The 26,005-nt window shown below is 63.0% G+C and carries 21 protein-coding genes; 11 read left to right on the top strand and 10 right to left on the bottom strand.

All coding sequences use genetic code 11. The annotated features are described in order from the left end of the window. Position 1: 1 nt before the first annotated feature. Positions 2-1,174, bottom strand: a complete 1,173-nt coding sequence (locus HK107_RS04545; protein ID WP_173197148.1) for an isovaleryl-CoA dehydrogenase — start codon at positions 1,172-1,174, stop codon at positions 2-4. Positions 1,175-1,345: 171 nt separating this feature from the next. Beyond that, complete coding sequence (locus tag HK107_RS04540) at positions 1,346-2,206, bottom strand: hypothetical protein (RefSeq protein WP_173197146.1); 861 nt, start codon at positions 2,204-2,206, stop codon at positions 1,346-1,348. Positions 2,207-2,487: 281 nt separating this feature from the next. Between HK107_RS04540 and HK107_RS04535 the strand changes: the two genes are divergently transcribed. Then, the gene (locus tag HK107_RS04535; RefSeq protein ID WP_332871485.1) at positions 2,488-4,086 is read left to right on the top strand and encodes a carboxyl transferase domain-containing protein; all 1,599 of its coding nucleotides are present in this window, start codon (positions 2,488-2,490) and stop codon (positions 4,084-4,086) included. A 9-nt stretch (positions 4,087-4,095) separates the two neighbouring features. After that, entirely contained in the window at positions 4,096-6,039 is a 1,944-nt protein-coding gene (locus HK107_RS04530; protein ID WP_173197144.1) for an acetyl/propionyl/methylcrotonyl-CoA carboxylase subunit alpha, read from the top strand. A gap of 149 nt (positions 6,040-6,188) precedes the next feature. Here HK107_RS04530 and HK107_RS04525 read toward each other — a convergent pair whose 3' ends face one another. Next, entirely contained in the window at positions 6,189-7,364 is a 1,176-nt protein-coding gene (locus HK107_RS04525; protein ID WP_173197142.1) for a S1C family serine protease, read from the bottom strand. A gap of 57 nt (positions 7,365-7,421) precedes the next feature. Here HK107_RS04525 and HK107_RS04520 point away from each other — a divergent pair, with 57 nt between their 5' ends. Next, positions 7,422-8,180 carry an SDR family NAD(P)-dependent oxidoreductase gene (locus HK107_RS04520; RefSeq protein ID WP_173197140.1) on the top strand — a complete coding sequence of 253 codons (759 nt, stop codon included), beginning with the start codon at positions 7,422-7,424 and terminating at the stop codon, positions 8,178-8,180. Next, positions 8,180-8,596, top strand: coding sequence for a DUF4149 domain-containing protein (locus tag HK107_RS04515; protein WP_173197138.1), 417 nt, complete (start codon positions 8,180-8,182; stop codon positions 8,594-8,596). Before HK107_RS04520 ends, HK107_RS04515 begins: the two co-directional genes overlap by 1 nt. 72 nt (positions 8,597-8,668) lie before the next feature. Here the strand turns inward: HK107_RS04515 and HK107_RS04510 are convergent, their stop codons facing one another. Both HK107_RS04510 and HK107_RS04505 read right to left on the bottom strand, forming a co-directional pair. Then, positions 8,669-9,484: an enoyl-ACP reductase FabI gene (locus HK107_RS04510; protein WP_173197136.1), complete on the bottom strand. Its 816-nt coding sequence runs from the start codon at positions 9,482-9,484 to the stop codon at positions 8,669-8,671. A 68-nt stretch (positions 9,485-9,552) separates the two neighbouring features. Beyond that, positions 9,553-10,452 carry a hypothetical protein gene (locus HK107_RS04505; RefSeq protein ID WP_173197134.1) on the bottom strand — a complete coding sequence of 300 codons (900 nt, stop codon included), beginning with the start codon at positions 10,450-10,452 and terminating at the stop codon, positions 9,553-9,555. A 218-nt stretch (positions 10,453-10,670) separates the two neighbouring features. On the opposite strand from HK107_RS04505, the gene HK107_RS04500 reads away from it, so the two are divergent. Continuing rightward, the gene (locus HK107_RS04500; RefSeq protein WP_173197132.1) at positions 10,671-11,726 is read left to right on the top strand and encodes an App1 family protein; all 1,056 of its coding nucleotides are present in this window, start codon (positions 10,671-10,673) and stop codon (positions 11,724-11,726) included. Here HK107_RS04500 and HK107_RS04495 read toward each other — a convergent pair. The 3 genes from HK107_RS04495 to fabA form a co-directional block, all read right to left on the bottom strand. Then, positions 11,723-12,580 (bottom strand): alpha/beta hydrolase family protein, encoded by an 858-nt coding sequence (locus HK107_RS04495; RefSeq protein WP_173197130.1) that lies wholly within the window; start codon positions 12,578-12,580, stop codon positions 11,723-11,725. The genes HK107_RS04500 and HK107_RS04495 overlap by 4 nt on opposite strands. Positions 12,581-12,664: 84 nt before the next feature. Further along, the gene (gene fabB, locus HK107_RS04490) at positions 12,665-13,885 is read right to left on the bottom strand and encodes a beta-ketoacyl-ACP synthase I (protein ID WP_173197128.1); all 1,221 of its coding nucleotides are present in this window, start codon (positions 13,883-13,885) and stop codon (positions 12,665-12,667) included. 116 nt (positions 13,886-14,001) lie between these two features. After that, on the bottom strand, positions 14,002-14,535 hold the full coding sequence (gene fabA, locus HK107_RS04485) for a 3-hydroxyacyl-[acyl-carrier-protein] dehydratase FabA (protein ID WP_173197127.1): 534 nt from the start codon (positions 14,533-14,535) through the stop codon (positions 14,002-14,004). 170 nt (positions 14,536-14,705) lie between these two features. On the opposite strand from fabA, the gene HK107_RS04480 reads away from it, so the two are divergent. The 5 genes from HK107_RS04480 (at position 14,706) to HK107_RS04460 (ending at position 21,632) form a co-directional block, all read left to right on the top strand. After that, complete coding sequence (locus HK107_RS04480) at positions 14,706-16,514, top strand: hypothetical protein (RefSeq protein WP_173197126.1); 1,809 nt, start codon at positions 14,706-14,708, stop codon at positions 16,512-16,514. A gap of 151 nt (positions 16,515-16,665) precedes the next feature. After that, positions 16,666-18,918 (top strand): catalase/peroxidase HPI, encoded by a 2,253-nt coding sequence (gene katG, locus HK107_RS04475; RefSeq protein WP_173197125.1) that lies wholly within the window; start codon positions 16,666-16,668, stop codon positions 18,916-18,918. 31 nt (positions 18,919-18,949) lie between these two features. Continuing rightward, positions 18,950-20,326: a TrkH family potassium uptake protein gene (locus tag HK107_RS04470; RefSeq protein ID WP_173197124.1), complete on the top strand. Its 1,377-nt coding sequence runs from the start codon at positions 18,950-18,952 to the stop codon at positions 20,324-20,326. Positions 20,327-20,366: 40 nt separating this feature from the next. Continuing rightward, positions 20,367-20,945, top strand: coding sequence for a thymidine kinase (locus HK107_RS04465; RefSeq protein WP_173197123.1), 579 nt, complete (start codon positions 20,367-20,369; stop codon positions 20,943-20,945). Positions 20,946-21,014: 69 nt separating this feature from the next. Further along, positions 21,015-21,632, top strand: coding sequence for a glutathione S-transferase family protein (locus tag HK107_RS04460; protein WP_173197122.1), 618 nt, complete (start codon positions 21,015-21,017; stop codon positions 21,630-21,632). A 2-nt stretch (positions 21,633-21,634) separates the two neighbouring features. On the opposite strand, the gene HK107_RS04455 is transcribed toward HK107_RS04460, so the two are convergent. Together HK107_RS04455 and galU are read right to left on the bottom strand one after the other, a co-directional pair. Beyond that, on the bottom strand, positions 21,635-23,308 hold the full coding sequence (locus tag HK107_RS04455) for a mechanosensitive ion channel family protein (RefSeq protein ID WP_173197121.1): 1,674 nt from the start codon (positions 23,306-23,308) through the stop codon (positions 21,635-21,637). Between the two features lie 114 nt (positions 23,309-23,422). Next, a complete protein-coding gene (galU, locus tag HK107_RS04450; protein WP_233061129.1) occupies positions 23,423-24,292 on the bottom strand; it encodes a UTP--glucose-1-phosphate uridylyltransferase GalU in 870 nt (289 codons plus the stop codon). A gap of 388 nt (positions 24,293-24,680) precedes the next feature. On the opposite strand from galU, the gene HK107_RS04445 reads away from it, so the two are divergent. Further along, positions 24,681-25,991 (top strand): class I SAM-dependent methyltransferase, encoded by a 1,311-nt coding sequence (locus tag HK107_RS04445; protein ID WP_173197120.1) that lies wholly within the window; start codon positions 24,681-24,683, stop codon positions 25,989-25,991. Positions 25,992-26,005: the final 14 nt, after the last annotated feature.

Below are 26,005 nucleotides of genomic sequence, written 5' to 3'. Positions count from 1 at the left end.
CTTAGCTCGTCAGCTTGAAGAGCTCACGCCCGATCAGCATACGGCGCACTTCTGAGGTACCAGCGCCGATCTCATAGAGCTTCGCATCACGCAGGAGGCGGCCGGTGGGATACTCATTGATGTAGCCATTGCCGCCGAGAAGCTGGATGGCATCAAGTGCGACCTGCGTCGCCTTTTCCGCCGCATACAGAATGACGCCCGCTGCGTCCTGGCGGGTGGTCTCGCCACGGTCACAGGCGGCGTTCACAGCGTAGACGTAGGCGCGGCAGGCATTCATGGTCGAATACATGTCAGCAATCTTACCTTGAACCAGCTGGAACTCGCCAATGGCTTGGCCGAACTGCTTGCGCTCATGGACGTAGGCGAGGGAGACATCCATCGCCGCGCGCATGATGCCGATAGGGCCAGCGGCCAGCACGGCACGTTCGTAGTCGAGGCCGGACATCAGCACACGGACACCTTCGCCAAGGCCGCCCATGACCTGGGACTCAGGCACTTCGCAATCCTCAAACACGAGCTCGCAGGTGTTCGAGCCGCGCATACCGAGCTTGTCGAGCTTTTGCGCCGTGGAGAAGCCCGGGAAATCCTTCTCGATCAGGAATGCTGTGATGCCGCGGGGACCAGCCTCGGGATCGGTCTTGGCATAGACGACCAGAGTATCCGCGTTCGGACCATTGGTGATCCACATCTTGTTGCCGTTGAGGATATACTTGTCGCCCTTCTTCTCCGCACGGAGCTTCATGGAAACGACATCGGAGCCTGCACCCGGTTCGGACATGGCGAGCGCGCCGACATGCTCACCGGAGATGAGCTTGGGGAGGTATTTCTCCTTCTGCTCAGCCGAGCCATTGAGCGCGATCTGGTTCACGCAGAGGTTCGAGTGCGCGCCATAGGAAAGGCCGATCGAGGCCGAACCGCGCGAGATCTCTTCCATCACCACCGCATGGGCAAGGTAGCCAAGGCCAGCGCCGCCATGCTCTTCCGGCACGGTGATGCCGAGGACGCCGATATCGCCGAGCTCCTTCCAGAGGTGGGCGGGAAAGTCGTTCTTCTCGTCGGTTTCGGCAGCGATCGGCGCGATCCGGTCATCGACGAAGCGGGCCACCATGCCGCGCACTTCCTCGATTTCCTCGGGCAGTCCGAAGCTCATTCCTTGAAAGCTGTTGGCAAGCATGACGGGTCCTCCGAAGGGGCGTTGTTCTCCGCTGCCTTCTGAGGCTTTATCCCGCGACGGGCAATGCGGCTCCGTGGCTTTTCACCGAAGCCCTCAGCAGGAAACTGCTATGCATCTGTTGCCTGCCAGCTCAGTTTTTCGCTGCAGTGCGGCGAGGATGGTTGGAAGCCGTCAAATGCTGTTCGACAGCCTGCCAACCATCTGATGCGACAGCACAAGGCTCACTTCGAGCTGCTGGATGGCCGAGGCGACCACCATGAAAAGCTGGTTGTCAGGCATGGATGTTGCTCGCGCCTTGATGTGCCAATCCCCGACCTTGGTCAGGTAGAACGCCGTGGCGCCCTCCCGGCCATCGTCGAATGCGAAGGAGAAGCCAGCTCCGACGGTCTTGCCGAGGAGGTCGGTCGAGAATTCTGGCTCGTTTACGATCACGCTCGTTTCGCGGACAGCGAGGTTCGGGAACGTTTGAACGATGCCGTTGAGGACGCCCTGAGCGTGCTCATCCACGCTGACATCAGGCCATCTCGAAGCGAAGATGGTGTAGAGCAGCTCCCCTTCTTCGGACATGTAATCACAACCGACGTCGGAGCCGTCCTGGGCAAAGATCCTCACCTGTTGGACAGTGAGGGTCTGCTCCTCGCCGCCCTCAGGCCTGAACCCGATGGCCTCAGTGCAGAGAAGCCCGCTCGGCTTGTGAAGAAGACCCGCCTGCGTCACCTGGAAGAAGTCCTCCGGCGCGGCGCTGACGGGGATTGCGAGGCCTCCGTCGCCAAGCATCCCCGTGAAGCGCTCATGAACGTTGGCAGGAGGGCTCCAGTCGGAGAAATCAGGCCGGGGCAGCGGCGCCGAAACGAGCTGCGCGATGTCGTTTGCCTCGCGGATCGTGGCGCCGCTGACGTTCCCCAGCTCAGCGCGGACAGCCGCGAGCGGGTCTTGTGCAGTTCCTGCCGTCTCGCTGGTGTCGATGTCGTTCGTCGCGCATGCCATGAGGCCGACGCTCGCTGCCAGCGCGAAGCTCCAAGATTTCAACATGATTTGCCCCTTTTATTACTGAGCACTGGAACAGATGGAGTGGGCGGAGGCAAGACCGCCCTGACGTGCGCAGATCGAGCCGGGGGCCGCACCGCCGAAAGCCGTGGCCAATAGCTGCGCAAGGATAGCCCCGTTGGCGGTAATCCGCCCCTTGCCTGCCCCTTCTTGGAGGCTTGAAACGATATGCATCTCCTATCGCGCTCCTGCCGGGCGCAGGCTGGCAAAAGCGCGGAAATGCTCTAGTTCGCCACTCAAAAGACAATCCACACGAGGGAGCTCCAGTGCCGATCATCGAGACGAAACTCGAGCCTGCGAGCGAAGACTACCGCCGCAGGCTCTCTGAGATGCAGCCTCTGCTTGAGACGCTGGCCGAGAAGGTCGCCGAAGCGCGCCAGGGCGGCGGCGAAGAGCGCAATGCCCGCCACAAATCCCGCGGCAAGATGCTGGCGCGGGAGCGCGTCGAAGCACTGATCGATCCGGGCTCTGACTTTCTCGAAGTCGGCCAGCTCGCCGCCAACGGCATGTACTCGGGCGACATCCACGGGGCGGGCATCGTTTCCGGCGTCGGCGTGGTCGAGGGGCGGCTCTGCCTCATCGCGGCGAACGATCCGACGGTGAAGGGCGGAACCTACCACCCGATGACAGTGAAGAAGCACCTGCGCGCCCAGGAGATCGCCGAGGAGAACAACCTCCCCTGCATCTACCTCGTGGAGTCGGGCGGCGCCTTCCTGCCGATGCAGGCGGAGGTCTTTCCAGACAAGGATGATTTTGGCCGCATCTTCTACAACCAGGCACGGATGAGCGCCAAGGGAATCCCCCAGATCTCCGTCGTCCACGGATCATCGACCGCTGGCGGCGCCTATGTCCCGGCCATGTCCGACGAGACCGTCATCGTAAAGGAGCAGGGCACCATCTTCCTCGCTGGCCCGCCCCTCGTGAAGGCAGCCACCGGCGAAGCGGTGAGCGCAGAGGAGCTGGGCGGCGGCGACGTCCATACCCGCATCTCTGGCGTCTCGGACCATCTCGCAGAGAATGACCGCCACGGCCTTGCGCTCGCGCGGGAGATCGTCAGCACCCTTCCGCACACTGAGCCTGAGCATGGCGAGTATGACGATCCGCTCTATCCGCGCCATGAGCTGCGCGGCACGGCGGAGACGGATTTGCGCCGTCCCTTCGATGTCAAGGAGATCATTGCACGGATCACCGATGGCTCGCACTTCCAGGAATTCAAGGCCCGCTTCGGCGAGACCCTCGTTTGCGGCTTTGCCGAGATCGAGGGCATGCCGGTCGGCATCCTCGGCAACAATGGCGTCCTCTTCGCCGAAAGCGCCCAGAAGGGCGCGCACTTCATCGAGCTATGCTGTGCACGGAAGATCCCGCTCCTGTTTCTTCAGAACATCACTGGCTTCATGGTCGGCAAGGACGCGGAGCATGGCGGCATCGCCAAGCATGGCGCGAAGCTCGTGACGGCTGTCTCCTGCGCCAACGTGCCGAAGATCACCGTGGTGGTCGGCGGCTCCTACGGGGCAGGCAACTACGGCATGTGCGGCAGGGCCTACCAGCCGCGTTTCCTCTTCATGTGGCCCAACGCCCGCATATCGGTCATGGGCGGCTCGGCCGCGGCCAACGTGCTCGCCACGGTGCGCGAAGACGCCATGGAAGCCAAAGGCAAGACGTGGACGGAGGAAGAGCGCAACGCCTTCAAGAAACCCATCGAGGACCAGTTCGAGGAGGAAGGCTCGCCCTACTACTCGACCGCCCGCCTCTGGGATGACGGCATCATCGACCCCGCCGATACGCGAAGGGTCGTGGCTCTTTCCCTCCGTACAGCCCTCCATGCCCCAATCGACGAGACACGCTTCGGCGTGTTCCGGATGTAGGAGAAGACGATGTTCAAGAAACTCCTCATCGCCAACAGGGGCGAGATTGCCTGCCGGGTCATCAAGACGGCGCGCCGTATGGGTATCAAGACGGTCGCGGTCTACTCCGACGCCGACGCTCAAGCGCTCTTTGTGCGGATGGCTGATGAAGCGGTCCGGCTAGGGCCGCCGCCCGCTGCGGAGAGCTATCTCCGGGCAGACGAGATCATCCGTATTACGAAGGAAGTGGGCGCCGAGGCGATCCACCCGGGCTACGGCTTCCTTTCAGAGAACGCAGGCTTCAGCCGCGCTTGCGACGAGGCGGGCATCGCCTTTGTCGGGCCAAAGCCCCACACGATCGAAGCGATGGGCTCCAAGGCCCGGGCCAAGCAGCTGATGGGCGAGGCGGGCGTTCCGATGCTCCCCGGCTATCAGGGCGAAGATCAGTCTACGGATACATTTAGGGCCGAGGCCGAGCGGATCGGCTATCCTGTCCTCCTGAAGGCGGCCGCTGGCGGCGGCGGCAAGGGGATGCGGATCGTCAACGAGGAGAAGGACCTTGAAGGCGAGCTCGAGAGCGCCAAGCGCGAAGCCGTGTCGGCCTTCGGCGATGACCGCTTCATCGTGGAGAAGTTCCTCGGCGCCCCGCGTCACGTGGAGATCCAGATTTTCGGCGACACCCACGGCAATGTCGTCCACCTTTTCGAGCGCGACTGCTCCGTGCAGAGACGCTACCAGAAAGTGATCGAGGAAGCCCCTGCGCCCAACCTGCCCGACCATGTGCGGGCAGAGTTCCACCGCGCCGCGGTCGAGGCGGGCAAGGCTGTCGACTATGTCGGCGCGGGCACCGTTGAGTTCCTCTATGATGGCGACGAAGGCGTCTACTTCATGGAGATGAACACCCGCCTCCAGGTCGAACATCCGGTGACGGAGGAAATCACCGGCCTCGACCTCGTCGAATGGCAACTGCGGGTCGCTTACGGCGAAGAGATTCCCCTGCGTCAGGATGAGATCGAGCCGCAGGGCCACGCCGTCGAGGCCCGTCTTTATGCTGAGGATCCTGAGGAGAACTATCTTCCCCAAATCGGTCGCCTGACCCGCTTTGAGTTTGGCGATGACGACGGCATCCTCCGCCTCGACACGGGCGTCACACCGGGCGACACGATCACGCCGTTCTACGACCCGATGATCGCCAAGGTCATCACCTATGGCTCGAACAGAGCCGAGGCCGTCGACGCCCTCGCCAGCGCGCTGTCGGCGGCGGATATTGGGGGGCTCGTCACCAACCGAGACTTCCTCGTCCGTATCCTGAGGCACCCTGAGTTCAGGGAAGCTCCTCCGACCACGAAGTTTCTCACCGACCATGACCTCGCAAGCGGCGCGAAGGACATCTCCGACGCTGTGCTGGTCGCTGCTGCGATCACCTATGCCTCTGAAGGCAGGCCCCTCGACCGGGCGCTCGGCTTCCGCATGAACGGCCCTGCAGAGGCGAGCGTGACTCTTGTCCGCGACCGTAAGCCTGCCACGGTGAGGCTTCTCGACCGTGACGGCGGATGGTCAGCCGAGATCGATGGGGAGGAAACCTCTGTCCGGGTTTCTGGCTCAGGCGAAGCCTTCGTCATCACTGACGGCGAGGAAGCGGTCGATGTCGAATGGGGTTGGTCAGACGGCCACGCGGTTTTCCTGATCGCGTCCGGTGAGACGATCCGTGTGCCGCTCTTTGATCCCTTCTCCGAAGCGGGGGCTGCCGATGCGGCGGCTGCGGCTCTGTCCTCGCCCATGCCTGCGACGGTGACGGGCGTCATGGTCTCCGAAGGCGATGAGGTCGAAGCTGGCCAGCCGCTGATGACCCTTGAGGCCATGAAGATGGAGACCGTCATCAAGGCTCCCGAAGCGGGCAGGGTGACTGCGGTTCACTTCAAGAAGGGCGACAGTGCCGCCAAGGGTGCGCAGCTTTTGGATATCGAGGCCTAGGGCACCGCTCTCCCGGGAGGCGCGCAAGCACTTTTCCGGGATCCATGGCCCGAGATCATCGACTGTTCCGAGGGCGGATAGTTCAATCCATGGGTCCCGGATATTCGCTCTCGCGAATTCCGGGAAAACGGGAGGAGGCGCGCGCCCTGCTACTCCAACCTGTTCCGGTCGCGGAACGTGATGATCTGGAGCTTGTCTTCGCCGACATGTTCCGCCACCGCGCGGTCGAGCTCGATCCTTGAGAAGCGGAACCACTCATTGTCTTCAAGCACCCGCCGGGTCTCGCCCGCCACGCCTGCCATCGCGAGAAGGTAGCCGGTCGCGGCGAAGATGAAGCCTGAGCCCACCGCAATTGCGAACTCCTCACCAGCGCGCTCAGGGAACAGGACCGAAGAAACGTAAGCGCCAACACTGATAATCGCGACAGTCAGGACAAATCCGCCTGCAGAGTAAAGCGTCGCGTTGCGGTTCGCCTGGTACATCTGGTTCCTCACCAGCCGCTCGGACAGAAGGAGCCTTTGGGCCAGCCAGTGATAGGCGAGGGTCCAGGTCGCGGCCTCTTCCTTCAGCTCATCGACCTGGTTCATCCGCTTATTGCGCTCGACGTTCAGGGCCTGGCGCTTGGCCACCTGGAAGTTCTGGTTCACCTGGGAGAACCGGCTGGTGATCGTGTTGTCGAAGCCGAGCAGGTTGCGCTGCTGCGCGAACTTATAGGGCCACTGATAGACCAGCATCAGGAGCACGAGGCCCACGAACGCCGCGATCGGCCATGCCAGCACCTGCGCCGAGCGGGCACCAATGTAAGGCAGCTCGACCTCTGCCGCGGGCATCATGTCATGGACGAGGAGCGCAAACGCGGCCGCCGCAAAGGCAATCATCGGTGTGTACCAGAGGAGGAGCCGCCGGGCATTGTCGTTCAGGACCTTTCGGAACTCCGTCGTCCAGATGGCAAAACCTGCATCCTCGGTGCCTGAGCCAACGCCGAGCTGGGCCTCCAGCTCCTGCCGCTCGACCTCCTCATAGAAGAGGGAGCCCGCCGGGAAGAGCGAGAAGGGGCGCGAGAAGTAGGTGTCGGAATCCTTCACCAGCTGCCGTGCGGCATCGAGGCCGAACTCCGACGCTGCAACGACGGGTAGCCTCGGGCGGCCGATCTCGCGAAAGAGGAAGGTGTAGGGCTTGGTCGGCGTCGTTTCGACGGCTTCGTCAGCGCTGGCAGCATCGGCGACGAGATTGCCGCTGGCCTTGCGCACCGCGGTGCCGCCTTGTCCGAAGAGACGGCCGATAAGCCTAGGGATAAAGAGAAGAATACGAATGAGGGCTGCCATGGTTAACAGATTGACACCAAGGGCCAGCGTTACAACCCATCATCCAGAGGAAACTGCATGAGTGACGACATGAAAGGCCGCCTCGCGCTGGTCACGGGGGCCACTTCAGGGATCGGCGAAGCGACCGTGGAGCGTCTGATCGGCCTTGGCTGCCAGGTGATCGGTACCGGCAGGCGGTTCGAGCGGCTCGAAGCGCTGAAGAGCCGGGTGGGCGAGAATTTGCGCGTGGCGCGGCTCGACATGACCGATGTGGAGGCTGTGCGAGACTTCGTCAGCGACCTGAGCGAGACGCCGGACATCCTCGTCAACAATGCAGGGCTCGCGCTTGGGCTCTCCGGTGCCGCCGAAGCGGAGCTCGATGACTGGGACCGGATGATCGACACCAACTGCCGGGGTGTCGTCCACCTCACCCGGGCGATGCTGCCCAAGATGAAGCCGATGAAGCGGGCCGACATCATCAACATCTCATCGGTGGCTGGCTCCTACCCCTATCCGGGCGGCAACGTGTACGGAGCGACCAAGGCGTTCGTCACCCAGTTCTCGCTCAATCTCCGGGCCGATCTTACAGGCTCGAAGGTGCGGGTGACGTCCGTCGAGCCGGGCCTCACCGAGACCGAGTTCTCCGAAGTGCGCTTCCAGGGCGACAAGGAGAAGGCTGCGAAGGTCTATGAGGGTACGGAGCACCTGACAGCCGCGGATATCGCGCGGGTCATCTGCGACACGCTGCTCCTGCCGCCGCACATTAATATCAACCGGGTGGAGATCATGCCCGTCTGTCAAGCCTTCGGGCCGTTCGCTATCTCGAGGGGTGCGTAATGCTCAGTCAAGAAATCTTCCGTGCCTTGTTTACAGGGTCCGTGTTCGGCGCGATCCTGTTCTTTGCCACCGTCATCGGGCCAACCACGTTCAAAGTTCTCGATGGCGACAGCGCTTCGGATTTCCTCCGTAAGCTGATCCCGCGCTACTTCCTGTTCATCATCATCACGGCAGGACTCGGCGCGTTTTCGAGCTGGGAGCAGCCGCTTCAGGCCACGGGCCTCGCAGCGATCTCGCTCACCTCGATCATCCTGCGCCAGGTCGCCCTCCCGCAGGTCCTCGGCTGGCGCGACATGCAGATGGATGGCGATACGGCCTCAGGTCAGAAGTTCATCCGTGGACGCCGCTTCATCCTAGCCGTGACCACGGCACAGTTCCTGATCGCAGGCGGCGTGCTGGCGCGGATTGCGGGGTAAGAAAAAGGGCCCCGCAGGGCCCTCATCTTCTTTCGATGGATCCCGGATCAAGCCCGGGATGACGGACGAGGCTCAGCCCTCGTCCTCGACATCCGGGAAGCCTACAATGTGGAAGCCTGCGTCGACGTGCAGGTTCTCGCCGGTGATCGACTTTCCGAGGTCGGACAAAAGGTAGAGCGCGCAGCCTGCGACGCCTGCCGGATCGGTGTCCTCGCGCAGGGGGGCCCATTTGCGGCCTTCGGAGAGAAGCGACCGACCGCCGGTGATGCCGCCAAGCGACAGGGTCTTGATCGCGCCCGCCGAAATCGCGTTCACGCGGATGCCCTTTGGCCCCAAGTCCCGGGCGATGTAGCGGGTGGAGGCTTCAAGCGCGGCCTTGGCGACGCCCATGACATTGTAGCTCGGGATCACGCGTTCGGAGCCCAAATAGGTGAGGGTGACCATCGAGCCGCCCGGCGCCATCATCGGCGCAGCACGGCGGGCCGCATCAACGAAGCTGAACGCGGAGATATCCATCGACCGCGCGAAGTTCTCGCGGCTCGTGTTCTCAACGAAGGAGCCCTTGAGCTCGTCCTTGTCCGAGAAAGCGATCGCGTGGACGAGGCCGTGGAGTTCGCCCCACTCGTCCTTGATCGTGCCAAAGGCCGCTTCCATCGACTCGTCCGAGGTGACGTCAGCGTGGATCATCAGCTTAACGCCGAGCTCATCGGCCAGCGGGCGCACCCGCTTTTCCATCGCTTCGATGTACGTGAAAGCCAACTCCGCGCCTTGTGCCGCGAGCTGCTGGGCAATAGCCCATGCGATGGAGTTCTTGTTGGCGACCCCCATAACGACGACCTTGCGGCCCTTCATCAGGGTGCCTTCGGGGAAGTGGGTCTCGTCGCTCATGGCGTCTCTCCAGTGATGCTTCGCCCCGTGCGATAGCGCCCACCGGAGGTTTCGCCAAGGTCAGAGGATCAGGGCGCCGAAGGGACAGGGCCAAGGGCCGCTTCCACGACCTCGCCGATGACTTCCGAAGCCGCCCGGCCCGTGCGGTTGCGCTGGGAAGCGTCAAAGGTCGCCGCGCCGCCCTGGAGGATCTCGTAGTAGTTCCTCAGTCCCTCGGACGTCAGGTCATCGGCAAGCCCGGTGAAGAGCTCGTCCCGCCTGTCCGCCGCGCCTGAGAACGCTGCGAGGACGAGGCCATAGAAGATCTCGCCTTCGGTCGCGCCGGCCGATGTATCGAGGCTGGCCACCGCAGGGACCGTCGTCATCGGATCGAACGCATCGCCCGCTGCGAAGGCATTGGTCACGAGCCGGTAGGCAGCATCGACGCCGCCTGATGTCATGCCCTGAACCACGCCGTCAGCGCGCGCCACGGCGATGTGGTAGGCCGCTTCGGTGAGCGGCGTGACGGAAAGGTCGAGATTGCCGCCCGCCTCCGGAATATTGATCACAGCACGGAGCATCGGGATCTCGGCCGCGAACGACGTCGTCTCGTCCTCATAAGTGCAGTCCGTCGCCTCGACGATCACCGGGCCCACATAGTCCTCAATGGTGAGGGTGAAGGCCACGTCCGCCGCGGTCGGCTGGGGAATGACTTCGTTAAAAGCATTGTCCTGCCCCACCACAATGCCCGCAGGCTTGAACGAGGTGTCTGACAGCGCCGTACCCTGAGGATCACGGGCGATGACATCGCAATAGGCAAAGCCTTTGACCACCACACCGTCAATCGTCGCTGAAACCCCCGGCACCACCTCGCCGCCGGGGGTGCCTTCATCGGAGAGGCCATCGAACTCGAAGAGATCTTCGTAGCAGCCCGTGAGGCCAATCATCATGGCACCGATACCGGCAGCGTTGCGGATGGAGACGAGCATGGCGGAACCCTCAAGAGATCAGAACCGGCACGCTACCGGGGGTTCCTGAAGCCTTGCCGAAGCTGCCGGAGAAAAACTCCGTGGGCCCCTTAACCCTAATGGTACCCGAGTAGGGAACTTCACATTCGAGCCATCTTTCGCCTCGGCCCCTCGCCCCGGCGAATTGGCACCGGGCCGACCGTGTTGGTTCAGAGAGAACCAATCCCTGAGGAGGTTTCATGTCTGCCCGCTCGACGCTCAAGAAGATCGCTCACAAAGGCCTGAACGCCGCCGAAAGCGGCCTTGACCGCTTCCGCTACGACGTCCTCCACAAGGGCGAGGATGCACAGACGGTGATCTTGCCCTACCGCGGCTACCGCTCAGGCGAGCGCCTCGTCCTGCGGGGCCGGGTGGTGGAGAGCTGGCCCCACCGCTTCTCGATCGGTGACAGCAATTTCGCCAAGCTCCGCAACATGCTGCGCCTCTATGAGAGCGACGAGCTGCCCGGCGTCCCGCTGGAGATCGAGCTCGCTGGTGAGACCCATGAGGTGATCACCGATGATGAGGGCTACTTCTCGCTCCTCCTCGATGACACCCGCCCGCTTCCTGAGCGTTTGAGCTGGGAGACCGCGCGCGTCTCGCTCTCCGCATTGGACCTTGATCCAGTGGAGGCGGAGATCCTCGCGCCGTCTGCGGACGAAGGGCTCGCTGTCATTACCGACATTGACGATACGTTGCTGGAGACAGGAGCGACCCGGCTCCTCAACAACTGGAAGCGCCTCCTGATCGAAACGCCTGAGGAGCGCGAGGTCGTACCGGGAGCGCAGGAGCTCTTCAGCACCCTGACGGGCGGTGGCGACGTCCCCGTCTTTTACGTCTCGTCGAGCCCGTGGAACCTCTACGGCTACCTGACCCGCTTCATGGAGGCGAATGGCCTTCCCAAAGGGCCGAAGTTCCTCCGCGACTACGGCATTGACGATGTGAAGTTCATCACCGGGGCGCATACGGACCATAAGTCCGAGGCGGTGAAGCATCTGCTTTCGCTCTATCCGCGCCGGAGGTTCCTCCTCGTCGGTGATGACGGGCAGAAGGACATCGACGTCTATGCCAAGGCGGCGGAGATGTTCCCTGAACGGATTGCCGGAGTCTTCATCCGCGATGTCGAGGGCAACCATCGTCACGGCGAAAAGAAGGCCAAGCTCGCCGCGATGGAAGACCGCGCCGTGAGGGTCTTTGTCGGCACCAGCTTCGAGCAGGCCGTCCCCTTCGCCGAAGAGCTGGGCTTCGGCGCCTAAGCAGCCTTGGCGACGCACCAGTCGACAAGCTCCGCCCGTGCAGGCGCGAGCTTGTCGGAGAACGGGCCGCCATGGCCGATGGCCTTGAGGCCGTAATCGGACGGCGCGCGCACGAGGAGGTCATGCTCAGCCTTCGGATAGAAGCCGAGCATGTACTTCCCTGATGACGGGGTTGCGACGATGTCGTCCGTATAGATCATGCTGGTGATCGGCGCGGTGACGCCATCGAAGAAATGCGGCCTCAGCGGTCCGCGCAGCTCCTCGGCGTAATAGCCCTTGGTGTGGCACCAGCGCTTCCAATCCTGAAACACGCCCTTTGGCAGTGACGCCCCGGTCCAGAGTTTTCCCTGCCGAACATAACCATGCCGCGCGATCGACGCGGGGCCAATGACGTTCCAGAACAAAAGCTCCAGCGGGTTCTTCCACCAGGGCCGCGCGAGGATCTCGCCTGACCCCACGCAGATGAAGAGGTGTGCCGCGACCTTGTCGTGATTGTCCCAGAAGCCGACAAAGTGTCCGCCTACGGAATGGCCAACATGGAGGAGCGGGACGCCAGGGCAGCTCTCCTCCAGCGCATCAAGAGCCGCGGGCATGTCATAGCGCCCCCAGTCTATGTAGCGCATGTGGAGCGATTTGAGGTCGTCAGGAGCGCTTCGCCCTATGCCCCGGCAGTCATAGGTCAAAACCGCTAACCCCGCCGCGCGGAGAGCCTCAGCAAACGGATGATAATACCTTGCCTTGTAACCAGTACCGGCAGTCACGAGCACGGCCGCTTTCGGGTCCGCTTCAGGCAGGAAGAGCTGGCCCTCGAGGGAGGAGCCGTCCCGCGCCCGGAAGGTGATAGCCTTGCTCATCGCTGGTTCCTCCAAGAAAGAGGCGGGCGCAACATCATCTGCTGCGCCCGCCCCAAAAATTCGCCTACGGACGTCTAGAGTCCGTTAGCCCTCGTACTTCGCAGCGACCAGGCTGGCATTCGTGCCGCCAAAGCCGAAGCTGTTGGTCAGGATCGCTTCAAGGTCGACGCCTTCCTTCAGCCCACGGAGGACAGGAAGGCCTTTGAACTCTTCGCCGAGCTCGGAGATGTTGGCCGAGGCTGCAAGGAAGCGCTCCTTCATCTGAAGGAGCGAGAAAACCAATTCCTGCGCACCAACTGCGCCGAGGGAGTGACCCGTCAGCGACTTAGTCGAAGCAAAGGGCGGGCAGTCCTCGCCGAAGACTTCCTTGATCGCGCCGGCTTCGCGGGTGTCACCGATCGGCGTCGAAGTGCCGTGAGTGTTGATGTAGCCGACCTTCTGGCTGACGCCATCGAGGGCCTTCTTCATGCAACGCACAGCGCCTTCGCCTGAGGGGGCGACCATGTCATAACCGTCCGAGTTCGCCATATAGCCGACGATCTCGCCCCAGATCTTCGCGCCGCGTGCAAGCGCACGTTCGAGGGACTCAACGACGACCGTCGCCGCCCCGCCTGCGATGACGAAGCCGTCGCGGGCTGCGTCATACGCACGAGAAGCCACCGAAGGCGTGTCGTTATAGTCCGAGGACATCGCGCCCATGGCATCGAACATGTTGCAGAGGGTCCAGTCGAGGTCCTCGCCGCCACCGGCAAAGATCACGTCCTGCTTGCCCATCGCGACCTGCTCATAGGCGTGGCCAATGCAGTGGACCGACGTCGCGCAGGCCGAGCTGATCGAATAGTTGAGGCCCTTGATCTTGTAGGGCACCGCAAGACACGCCGAGTTGGTCGAGCTCATCGCTTTCGGCACCGATGTCGGCCCGATCCGGCGCGGGCTGCCCGTCTCGCGGGTCTTGTCAGCGGCCATGACGATCGTCTCAGTGGAGGGGCCGCCCGAGCCCATTACAATGCCGGTCATCTCGTGGGAGATCTCGTGCTCTTCGAGGCCAGCGTCGGCGATGGCGTCGCGCATGGCGATGTAGTTCCACGCCGCGCCTTCACCCATGAAGCGCCGGGTCTTCTTGTCGAGCACTTCGGTCACATCGCAGTTCGGCTTGCCCCAGACTTGCGACTTGAACCCGCGCTCGGCCATTTCGTCGGAGAAGCTGATGCCCGAGATTCCCTCGCGGAGGCTCTTTGTCACTTCATCGAGAGTGCTGCCAATCGATGAGACGATGCCCATCCCAGTGATCACAACGCGGCGCATAGGGTTCTCCTCACATACGGGGGTCAGGGCCCGTTTGCCCGGGCCTCTTATCGTTCAAGAATGGGGCGATGGCAGGGCCACCGCAATTGGAACTGTCTGCCGAAACTGTCCGGACGCTAGCCGAGGACCGAGCCCGAAAGCTGTTCCTGGCTGAAGAGCCCGACGCGCAAGTCCTTGGCTTCGTAGATCTTATGGCCGTCCACGAACATGGTGCCGTCTGCGATGGCAAGCACCAATTTGCCGCGCATCGCCCGGCGGATGTCGATTTCGTAGCGCACAAGCTTGTTCTCAGGGCGTACCTGGCCGGAGAACTTCACCTGGCCTGCGCCAAGCGCACGGCCGTGGCCCGGGCTGCCGCCCCAGGTCAGGAAGAACCCTGTCAGCTGCCACAGGGCATCAAGGCCAAGGCACCCGGGCATCACGGGGTCGCCAGGGAAGTGGCATTCGAAGAACCAAAGGTCCGGCTTAATATCGAGCTCAGCAACCACCTGGCCCTTGCCGTAATTGCCGCCCTCATCGGAGATGTGGGTGACCCGGTCTGCCATGAGCATCGGCGGCACAGGAAGCTGCGCCGTGCCGGGGCCGCGAAGGCCATTGCGGCCACATTCGAGAAGTTCTTCGTAAGAGTACGAGCTGGGGCGTTCTGTCATAGGCCGGGAGTAGCGGGGCACTCCTCAACCGGTCAATCCGCTAAGCGCATCATTCGATTGCGAGGAGCAAGGCGCGCACCGCCAGCCTTGCCAGCAACACCGAGCTGCCGAACGCCGTTGACTTAGGTTAACGGCAGCCCTCTCCTCACGAAATTGAGAGGGATGTTTCGATGAAGTTTAGAATTGCTTTGCTTGGCGCTGCCGCGCTCCTGTTACCGACGGCTGCGTTCGGCCAATCGTCAGTCACGATCAATTCCAATTCGGGCACTGTCCAGCTCACCAGCGGTCCTGCCACCGGCCTCGAGACGCCAACTGCGGTCCGGCTCGAGGGCGACACCATCGTCCTGATCTACGAAGGCGACCTCGATCTTTCGAACATCGACCTCACCACCGTCGGCAACCGCGCCGTCGAGATCAGATCGCTCGGCGATGTCAGCGTCAGCGGTGTCACCGCCAACATCGATGCGGGCGGCGGCAGAGGTGGCGTGGCCGGCCAAGGGGGCCTCGGCTCGGCGGGGGGAGGCGGCGGTAGAGGCGGCTCCGGCGGCACGCTCGCTTTTCAAAACGGCACATCAGGCTCCATCGGCGGGACGAGCAGCTTTGCCTCCGCAGGGGCCCGGGGTGGCTTCGGCACGGATGGGGCTAACGGAAACAATGGGGGCTCCGGCGGCTCCGGCGGCGGAGGGGCCGGCGGCACGCAAGGCGGCAGCGGCGGTTCTGGCGGCTCGGGCAACACGGCAGACGATGGAAGCAATGGCGGTGGCGCCAATGCTGGCCGCTCACCCTTCTCGGTCGGGAGCAGAGGCGCGTCAGGCTCTAACGGCGGCACGGGTACGAACCTCGTCGGCGGTGGTGGCGGCGGCGCTGGAGGAGGCGGCGGCGGCGGCGGCGGCGGCGGTGGTGGAGGCGGCGGAGGCGGCGGAGAAGCCAACTCCGTCGGGTTCGACGGCGGTCGCGGCGGAGACGGCGGCCAAGGCGGCACGGGCGGACAGGGCGGAGCCGGGGGCGCTGGCGGCGCTGGCGGCGGAGCACTCAAGATCACCGCGAATGGCAGGCTGACCGTCATGGGCACCAACCTCGATGCGAATGGCCAGGGCGGTGCCCCCGGATCCTCGGGAGAGTTCGGCGACCCCGGTAGTCTTGGGAGAAACGGATCAAGCGGCGATGACGGCGGTATCCTCGGCGAGGGCGGTCGAGGCGGTAATGGCGGGAGGGGCGGCAATGGCGGCACCGGCGGTCGAGGTGGTGTCGGCGGCAACGGGGCTGGCGGCACCGTGATTCTAGAGGGAACCATCATCGATTATGGTCCCGGCGCCCGCGTCTCGGCCGAAGGGGGAACAAGCCCCTCGAACAATCCGGGCGGAGTTGGCCGCTTCGTGGAGATCGCCAACGAAAAGACGGGCAGCGCCAGCGCTTCGGCGCAGCGGGTGGTCAGCACGGATGGTCCTCGCAATACCAACCCGTTCACAGCGACAACCCAGGAAACGCCGTTCCTCCCCGACCTCGACGGGCGGGCGGAAACCTTTGGGGAGTTCACCGGCTTTGATGCGACCGACCCGAATTTCCTCGCATCGCTCGTAGGCCTTCCTTCAGGCGACTTTATCGGCATGACCCGGTTCGATGACACGAGTTCCTTCTTCGGCTCTGACTTCACCGGCTTCGATCTCATCGTGATCTCCAACGTGTCCGGGCAGAGCGTCAGCGATATCGATTTCGGCTTCGGTCCCGGGGCAGGCTCGGATGTCTTCTTTTCAGGGCTGGGGGCGGGAGAGCTTGCGAACCTCGCCCTCTTCATCACGCTCGTCCCTGAGAGCCTGACAGGCTTTGCCTTCCGAGGCGGCGATTTCGGCCAGCTGTTCGGCACGCTCCTCGATGGTGAGAGCGTCTTCCTGACGGCAGAAGCGATCCCGCTGCCCGGCGCGCTGCCGCTGATGGCCGCTGGCCTCGCAATCTTCGGCTGGCGCCGGCGGAAAACCTGAGCCTCCTGAGAGGGGAGGCCAGCCTCCCCTCGCCATCGGGCAGAGTGCTGTCTGCTCGATAGAGGGCATCGGCAATTCCTATTCGCCGCCCCGTTTGCGCACTTTACCTCCTTTCAGGCGTTAGCGCGCTGCGGACCAGGAGGAGATTGTCATGGACGGCGAAGCAAGATGCCCGATCACCGGCGCCCAACCGGGCCTTGAAAGCGACCGCGTTGGCGGCGCCGAGGGCACGCGGCCCTGGCTCGAGGACTGGTGGCCTGAGCGGCTGCAGGTGGAGCTGCTCCATGACCAGAGCCCCCGCGCCAACCCGATGGGCGAGGCGTTCGACTATCCCGCAGCCTTCGCCAGCCTCGATCTGGAAGCGCTGAAGGCCGACATTCGCGCGCTTCTCACCGACAGCCAGGATTTCTGGCCGGCCGACTATGGGCACTACGGACCCCAGATGATCCGTATGGCCTGGCACTCCGCTGGCACCTACCGGGTGCAGGATGGCCGCGGCGGCTCGGCGGAAGGCATGCAGCGCTTCCTGCCGATCGGCTCGTGGGTCGACAATGGCAACATAGACAAGTCCCGCAGGCTCCTCTGGCCGATCAAAAAGAAGTACGGCTCGAAGCTATCCTGGGCAGACCTGATCATCCTTACAGGGAACGTTGCGCTCGAAAGCATGGGCTTCAAGACCCTCGGCTTCGGCGGCGGCAGGATCGATGCGTGGGAGCCTGACAACGCCACCTACTGGGGTCCAGAGTTCGAGATGGAGACCCAGGACAAGCGCTGGGTCGGTAAGCCGGGTACGGACAGCTACGACCTAGAAAACCCGCTCGCTGCGTCCCAGTCGTCCCTCATCTACGTCAACCCGCAAGGCCCCTACGGCAAGCCCGATGTCCTGGGGTCCGCGCAGGAGATCCGTATCACCTTCGGCCGTATGGGGATGAATGACGAGGAGACCGTCGCCCTCATCGCTGGCGGCCATGCCTTCGGCAAGTCCCACGGCGCAACGCCCAAGGATTACATCGGCCCGGCGCCTGCTGGATCAGGCATCGAAAACCAGGACCTTGGCTGGCTCAACTCCAAGGGCACGGGCAATGCTGAGTATACGACGACCAACGGTATCGAAGGTTCGTGGACGTCAGAACCAACCAAGTGGGACATTGAATATCTCAGGAACCTCTTCGCCTACGAATGGGAGCTGACTGAAAGCCCGGCAGGCTCGATCCAGTGGAAGCCGAAGCCCGGTCAAGATGCCCGCACCACGCGCGATGCGCACATCGAGGGGAAAGAGAACCCCCTGATGATGATGACCACGGACATCGCCCTCAAAGAAGACCCCGCCTACCGCAAAGTCTGCGAGCGCTTCCTCGATGACCCATCGAAGCTCGACGAAGCCTTCGCCAAGGCGTGGTATAAGCTCATCCACCGCGACATGGGTCCGAAGCAGCGCCTCATCGGCGCCGATGTTCCGGATGAAGAGTTTATCTGGCAGGACCCGATCCCCGCTCTCGACCATGAGACCGTCAGCGACAATGACGTGGCTTCCCTCAAGGAGAAGATCCTTGCCACGGGTCTGCCGCTCTCCGCGCTCGTCAGCGCCGCCTGGGCCTCGGCCTCGACCTTCCGCGGCACGGACTATCGCGGCGGCGCCAACGGTGCACGCATTCGCCTCTGCCCAATGAAGGACTGGGAGGTGAACCGCCCCGGCGAGCTGGAACGTGTCCTCGACGCGCTTGAAACCATTCAGTCTGCGTTCAATGACAGCGCTTCCGGCAACAAGCGTATCTCCATGGCCGACATGATCATCCTCGCAGGCTGCACGGCGGTCGAAAAAGCAGCCAAGGACGCAGGCGTTGCAGCCGACGTCCCCTTTGTCCCTGGACGGATGGATGCCACCGAAGACCAGACCGATCCTGAGAACATGCACTACCTCAAGCCCTTCGCCGATGGCTTCCGCAACTATCTGGGCGGCAAGTACGAGGTCTCGACCGAGCGGCTGCTGGTCGACAGGGCTGACCTCCTCACCCTCTCGGCGCCGGAGATGACGGCGCTGGTCGGAGGCTTGCGTGTTCTGGACACAAACTATGATGGCTCCGACCACGGTGTCTTCACCGACAGGAAGGGCACGCTGACCAACGACTTCTTCGTCAACATACTCGACCACAACGTCAAATGGTCCAAGACCGACGACAGCGAAGAGTTCTTCGAAGGCAAGGATCGCAAGTCCGGCGAGAAGCGCTGGAACGCTACCCGCGCTGACCTCGTCTTCGGCGCCAGCCCACAACTGCGCGCGGTCTGCGAGGTCTATGCCGCCGACGATGGCCACGAGAAGTTCGTGCACGACTTTATCGCAGCCTGGCACAAGGTGATGATGCTTGACCGGTTCGAGCTTCAGAACCCGCTCTACCGGGCCTGACGGCCAAACTTGCAGAAAGTGATCGCCACCGATGGCTGACGCCAACGCTGAAGAGACGGGCTCCCGGAATTCATTTGTCCGGGCGCTCGCAGGGTTTCGTGCCTCGCTCCTGCGGGCCGAGCCGGCGCAGCTGCTCGTCCTTGGCTACGGCGCCTACATGATTGTCGGCTGGGCCATCCTTGCGATGCCCTTCGCCAGCGAGCAGGCCGTCGAAGCGGTCGATCACCTGTTCATCGCCGTTTCCGCAGTGTCGACCACCGGGCTCGTCACCGTCGATCCTGGCACGACCTACAGTTTCTGGGGTGAGCTGACGATCCTCCTGCTGATCCAGGCGGGCGCGGTGGGTTACATGACCATCGGCTCGTTCACGATCCTCATCACCCAGCACAAACTCTCACGGCTGAGGGAGAAGGTGACCAAGGCGGCGTTCTCCCTCCCCGACGGCTACAGGCCGACGACGTTCCTGCGCACGGTCATCATCTTCACACTGATCTGCGAGGCAGCGGGCGTCGCGGCCCTCTATCCCATGTTCTTTCAGGCCGACGTCGAGAACGCGTTGTGGAGCGCGATCTTCCACTCGATTTCGGCCTTCTGCACAGCGGGCTTCAGCCTCAATTCGAACAGCTTCGTCGACTTCAGGGACCATGTCGGGATCAACGCGGTTCTCTCGATCCTCTCGCTGCTCGGCGCAGTTGGATTCCTCATCGTGGTCGACGCGTGGAGGAACCTCACCTCGGGCAAGACCCACCTCGGCTTCACGAGCAAGGTGATCCTCAGGCTGACGGTCCTGTTCCTCGTCTTCGGCACAGTGCTTCTCCTGATTACGGAGCCATCCCTTCGCGCCCTTGGCCCCACCGAGCGGGTCACAGCGGCGTTCTTCCAGACGATGACGGCCTCCACGACCGTGGGCTTCAACACCCATCCGATCGGCGCCATGGGCCTCTCCAGTCTCGTGGTTCTCTTTGTGCTGATGGCCATTGGGGCGAGCCCTGCAGGCACAGGCGGGGGTCTCAAGACGACCACCTTCGCCGCGATGGCAGGTCTTGTCCGCTCCACCCTCAAGCAGCGCAAGCATGTGACCTTCGCTGGCCGCCGTATTCCGCTGAGGCGTCTTCAGTCCGCGACAGCCACCACCGCGTTCTTCTTCACGCTGCTCGTTCTCGCTGTCTTCTTCCTCGGCCTGACCGAGGCCGGAGCCTCGCTCGATGTCATCCTCTTCGAAGCCGTCTCGGCGCTCGGGACGGTTGGCCTTTCAATGGGCCTGACCGGAGAGCTATCCGACCTTGGCAAGCTTGTCATCATTGTGCTGATGATCGCAGGCCGCGTCGGAATTCTCACCTTCGGCATCGCGCTCGCGGTCCATGCGGAGAGCGAAGAAGAGCTCGAGGACAACGACCTCGTCTGCTGACCCCGTGGAGCTTGGCTGAGAACTGCGCTAGCAGGGCGGGATGTCCAAGCTCTACTTCACCTACAGCGCCATGAACGCAGGCAAATCAGCGCTCCTCCTTCAGGCTGCGCACAACTATCAGGAGCGAGGGATGGCCGTCTCCCTCTGGGCCTATGGCCATGCTGGGGACGAGAGCGAGGGCATGATCCGCTCACGGATCGGCCTTGAGGCAAAGGCGCACCTCTTCCGCGCAGGGACCGATCTCTTCGAGGGCCTGAAGCGTGAGGTCGAGGAGCGCGGGATCAGCGCCGCCTTCCTCGACGAGGCGCAGTTCCTTACCGAGGATCAGGTCTGGCAGCTCGCTAAGGTGGGTGACGAGCTCCGTATCCCTGTCCTCTGCTATGGTCTGCGTACGGACTTCAAGGGCAAACTCTTCGAGGGTGCTGCAACCCTCCTCGCCATTGCCGATGACCTGCGCGAGGCGCGCACCATCTGCCATTGCGGTCGCAAGGCGACGATGAACCTGCGCGTAGAGGAGGATGGCGCCGCGGCCAAGGAAGGCCCACAGGTGGGCATCGACAAGGCGCGCTACCTTTCGCTCTGCCGCCAGCACTGGCTCGAACGCCTGGACGAGGGCTGACCCGGCGCTCTTCGCTCTTGCGGCCCGGCACCGGAACCCTCAGGTCTCTCCGCAAAAAGGAGACGCCTCATGTCCATCAAGCTTCACCACCTGCGCGTCGGGCGCAGCGTGTTCATGGCCTGGCTCTTGGAAGAGCTGGGGCTCGACTACGACCTCGACATCTACGAGCGCAACGAGATGGGCCGCGCCCCGCCTGAGCTAGCCAAGGTTCACCCGCTGGGCAAATCGCCGGTGCTCGAGATCGACGGCGAGGTCTTCGCCGAGTCAGGCGCCATCGCCATGCATCTGGTCGAAGAGCATAACCCCCACGGCCGTTTCACCCCGCCAGCCGAGGGCCAGGCGCGCGGCGAATGGCTTCAGTGGCTCCACTATTCCGAAGGCTCGGCTTTCGTTCCCCTGCTGATGAAGCTCCTCCTGTCGCGTACGGAGGACCCCAAGCCCATGCTGATTTCCATGTTCGCTCAGGCCGAGGTGGACCTTCATCTTGGCTACATCCGCGACCAGCTCGGATCAAACGACTATATCCTCGGCAGCGAGATGACCCTGCCGGACTTCGGCAATGGCTATATCGCCCACATGGCGGACCGGCTTGAGCTCCTAGGCGACTATCCGACCATCAAGGCGTATGCTGAACGCCTCTCCTCCCGCGAAGCGTTCAAGCGCGCGTGGGAGAAGACGGGCGGCTAGCCTTACGCAGCCTTGGGGTCAGCTTTCTCCTCGCGCTCGCGGGGCAGGAAGGCTGACCCTTGTTCAATGCCCTGATCGAGGCGGGCGGCAGCTGCAAGCATCGTCTCGCGCAGGTCGCAATGAAGGTCCCACGCCGTCGAGCTGTCAGGCGCGTAGAAGAGGAAGCGGACCTCCATCCCATCGCGGGTTTGGTCTGTGACCTGGACTTTGGCGTCCTCACGCCTGACGAGGTTGTCCTCGTCCTGCGCATCGACCCAGCGCTGGAACTCCGTGCGCAGAGCTTCCACGTCAGCGCCGTGATCAAGCGTCAGAAGGGCGTATTTGCCCATTTCCGGATCGGTCTTGGTCCAGTTCTCGAAGGTCTCGCTGACGAACTGGTTGACCGGGGTCATCAGCCTACGGTCGTCCCAGGTCCTGAGCCTAACATGGGTGAAGCCGATATGCTCCACATAGGCCAGCTCGCCGCCGAAGATCACGGCGTCACCGATCCGCGCTGATTTCGCGAGGCCAATCTGGAGGCTCGCCATGATGTTGCCAAGCGCCTCTCGCGCGGCGAACGCCAGGACGATACCGATGGCCCCCGCTGAGGCGAGGAGCGAGAAGCCAAGCGAGCGATCGAGATTGCTCTGAATAAGGACAAACGCCGACCCGACGATCAACAGCAGCACAAGCACGAACCGCCTGACGGCAGAGAGGGTGGTGTAGTAGTCCCTGTCCGCCTCCGCATCGGGCTGGGTGATGTCCACACCGCTCGAATGTGTCAGGCGTTCGATGATCGCATCCAGCACACGGACGATCAGCGCAGCAGCGGCGATGACGACAGCGCCCAGGACGATCGGCTCGATCACGGCATTCACGGCCCCGGACAGGGTGAAAGCCGTCCTTCGGACAAAGGCAAAGCTAGCCGCGAAAACGAGGAGCGCAGCAGGTGCCCGGATGGCATCGACCATGGGCTCCGCAATCGTCACCCCACTGACGGTACTCTTCAGCCGGCCCATGATCCACCAAGTGATCGAGGCAAGGCCAAACGCCGCGACAAGGATCAGGGGAAGGGCGATGACCTCCCACCAGGTGAGCGTCCAGAACGCCTGCTCGAGAAGCCGGGGCGGCAGACGGCGCTCGAAAGCGCTCGGCGCATAGAAATGATAGAGCGCGGGAATGTTCTCGACTGTCTGCCTGGGGATCATCCAGACGGGCTCGCCATTCTCGGTTTTCAGCCGCGATATCCGCAAGGTCACCGGGCGATCGGGAAGGTTGACGAGGGAGAGGCCAAAGCTCCTCCGCGACTGCCCTGCGAGCGGCGCATCGGCTGCTGCGGTCTCATCGATGCCGTCGGGCCTGTCCGACAGTCCGGCCCAGTCGACGATCAGGCCCCGCTCAAGGACAAGCGCGAACTTCTCCGCATAGTCCGCGCCTTTGGCAGCTTGCTCCTCCAGGGGCAGATGGCTGAGCTCCAGCACATGGGCTGCCGAGGCCCAGTCTTCGTCCGCCGCTGCCGCGTAGAAGGCTTCAAGGGCAGCCTGGGGCGTTGAGCGGTTCATCGCCATTCGCGGCTCGCCAAGGCCGGGGTTCAGCTCCTCGACGGAAAAGACAAAGGGCTCAGACGACTGCGCCCCTGCAGTGGAGAGGGCAGCTGCGACCACCAACAGGACAAGGGACAGGGCATATCGAAGCATCGGGAACCTCCGCGGAACGAACGCCCTGCGGCGGCGAGGGTTCGCTTTGGCCGGTACCCCAAGAAAAAAGCGCCCCGGAAGGGCGCTCTCTTCGCTGTTGCCTGATCGGTGCCTCTAGAGGCGGTCTTTTGTGTAAGCCTTGAGGTCCTCACCGATCTTCGGATCGTCGAGGCCAAAGGCGATGTTCGCCTTCACGAAGCCCTCGATCGAGCCGCAATCATGGCTCTCTCCGGTAAAGGTGACGGCCTTGAAGCGCTGCTGGCCGAGGAGGGTGGCCATGGCATCGGTCAGCTGGATTTCGTTGCCAGCGCCCGGTCCCTGCTTTTCCAGAAGGTCAAAGATCTCAGGCTGCAGGATATAGCGGCCGGTGATCGAGAAGTTCGAAGGCGCGCTTGCCGGGTCTGGCTTCTCGACCATGCCGGACATCTCAACGGCGCCGTCTTTCCACTCGCCCTTCGGCGCGATGATGCCGTATTTGTTGACCTCGTCCTGGGGCACTTCCTCGACGGCGATGATGTTGTCGCCATCTTCGTAGCGGTCCATCATCTCCTTGAGGGCCCTCGGTTTCCCCTTGATGATCACGTCAGGAAGGATCACCGCGAAGGGCTCGTTCCCGACAATATCCCGGCCGCACCAGACCGCATGGCCAAGGCCAAGGGCTGCCTGCTGGCGGGTGAAGCTGGTGGCACCTGCGTCGAGGACGCTTTCGAGGGTCGCGTTCAGGATCTCGGTCTTGTTCTTCTTTTCGAGGGTCCGCTCCAGTTCATACTGGTGGTCGAAATAGTCCTCGATGGCGGACTTGCCCCGCCCGGTAACGAAGCAGAGATGCTCGATCCCTGCCTCGAGGGCCTCCTCCATGATGTAATGGATCAGCGGACGGTCGACGACGGTCAGCAGCTCCTTGGGGATCGCCTTCGAGGCGGGGAGGACCCGTGTGCCGAAACCGGCGACGGGGATGACAGCTTTTCTGGGACGCATGCTCATGGCCCGGTTGTAACCGCGACAGCGCGACGCTCAACCGATTTTCCTCTTGCGAAGCAGCTCATGAGCCATCACCTTCGTGTCAGGTTCAGCAACGAAGAAGGAGGTGATCGAATGTCGAGTCAGATGATTAGCCGTTCGCTCGGGCAGTTTATCAGCGTGGAGGGCCGCGGGCAGCCCCGCCTCTGAAACGTTGATATGACGTGCTTTTTGAGCCGCTCCTGAGCGAGTGGCGGCACTGACGGAGCCGCGGGTGACCCCGCGGCTTTTTCTTTTGTGGAGAGGGCTTTGAGCATTTTAACCACCTCGAAACCCTGAACTTAGCCTCGTTTTTACCGTCTCCGGTGCAGAAGGTCCCATCGGACAATCGAGTACGCGTGGGAACGAGTTCATGACCAATGCAACGGCGATCAGCTTCTGCCGGGCCTGCCACGGGACGACCCTGACCCACGCCTTCGAAGTTGGCGATGCTGTGCGTTGGGTTATCTGCGGCGATCACGAAGGCCGTTCGGGCTGTGGGCTTCTTCAGCGCGCGGAAGTCTATGAGGAGCGCCCTGCGCCCCTGCCCATGGAGGCTTCGTGGACGGACGAGTTCCGCCTGAAGTCCGCAGCGCACCAGACCCTCGAAATGCTCACCACCCGTGACGGGACCGCGCTGGATATCGGCTGCGGCTCGGGCACGCTCGCACGTTCCTATCCGCGGTGGATCGTTCCCATTGGCCTCGACCCGTCGCTGCCGGAAACCGGTCCGCAAGACTGGGGTGTCGGCATCAAGGAAGACTTCGTCTCCGCCGATGGCCAGAACGCTCTCAAGAAGATGGGCGTCAAGAAATTCGACATCATCACGGCGATCTCTGTCCTCGGGGACATGGAAGATCCTCTGGCCTTCTTCCTCCGTGCCAAGAACTGGCTGTCGAAGGATGGCGTCATGGTCGTCGAGACGCCTTACGCGGCGCTCGCCCTGACCAGGACCCTCGCGGGGACTTTCCATCAGCGTGCTGAGGCTTGCTACACCCTCGCCGTCCTCCAGCGCATTGCACAGGCAACGGGCTTCTCCATAGTGCGCGGCTGCATGACCGAGACGCAAGGCGGATCGCTCAGGCTCTTCATGACCCACGACGACTATCACGGTCATGATTATGCTCCGTGGCGTGAGCAACTAGCGCGCCTGTGGGACGAAGAGAACGCGCTGAGCCTTGTCGGCACGGCGGCTTACCGCACCTTCGAGATGAGGGCTGACCGCAGGACGGCTGAAGTCTACGCCTTCTCAGAAGCGCTCGGTCGCCATGGTCTTTATGCGCACCTTCTGGGTACGGGACCGCGGATGCAGATGATCCTCGATGCGTCGGGCTTCGACACCGACGTCATTCAGGCCGCCATCGGTGAGCCGCAGGTGGCTTCGCCCTTTGAGGTGATCTCCGAGGAAGAAGCACGCCAGACGCCTCCTGATGTCCTGATCGCAGACGGCGCCTACAAGCGTGAAGTCCTTGAAGGCTGGCACCAGTTTGTCATGGAAGGCGGCAGGATTGCTTTCCTTGAGCCTGATCTTCTGATCGTGGACGGACAGAATTACCCCAAAGAGCTTGGCCGCACCCTTGCCGTGACCGATGGTCCGGGTTCGGTGGATACGCTCCGCGCAGCGCTTTCCGCGATGCGCAGCCCTGCGCAGCTTGTGGTCACGACCAACAAGACCAGCGCATGAAAAAGGGCGCCCAC

The sequence above is a fragment of the Parvularcula mediterranea genome (assembly GCF_013085255.1).
Classification (GTDB): domain Bacteria; phylum Pseudomonadota; class Alphaproteobacteria; order Caulobacterales; family Parvularculaceae; genus Parvularcula; species Parvularcula mediterranea.
The sequence above is the reverse complement of the archived record's forward strand: the minus strand, read 5'-3'. Positions and strand labels throughout refer to the sequence as shown.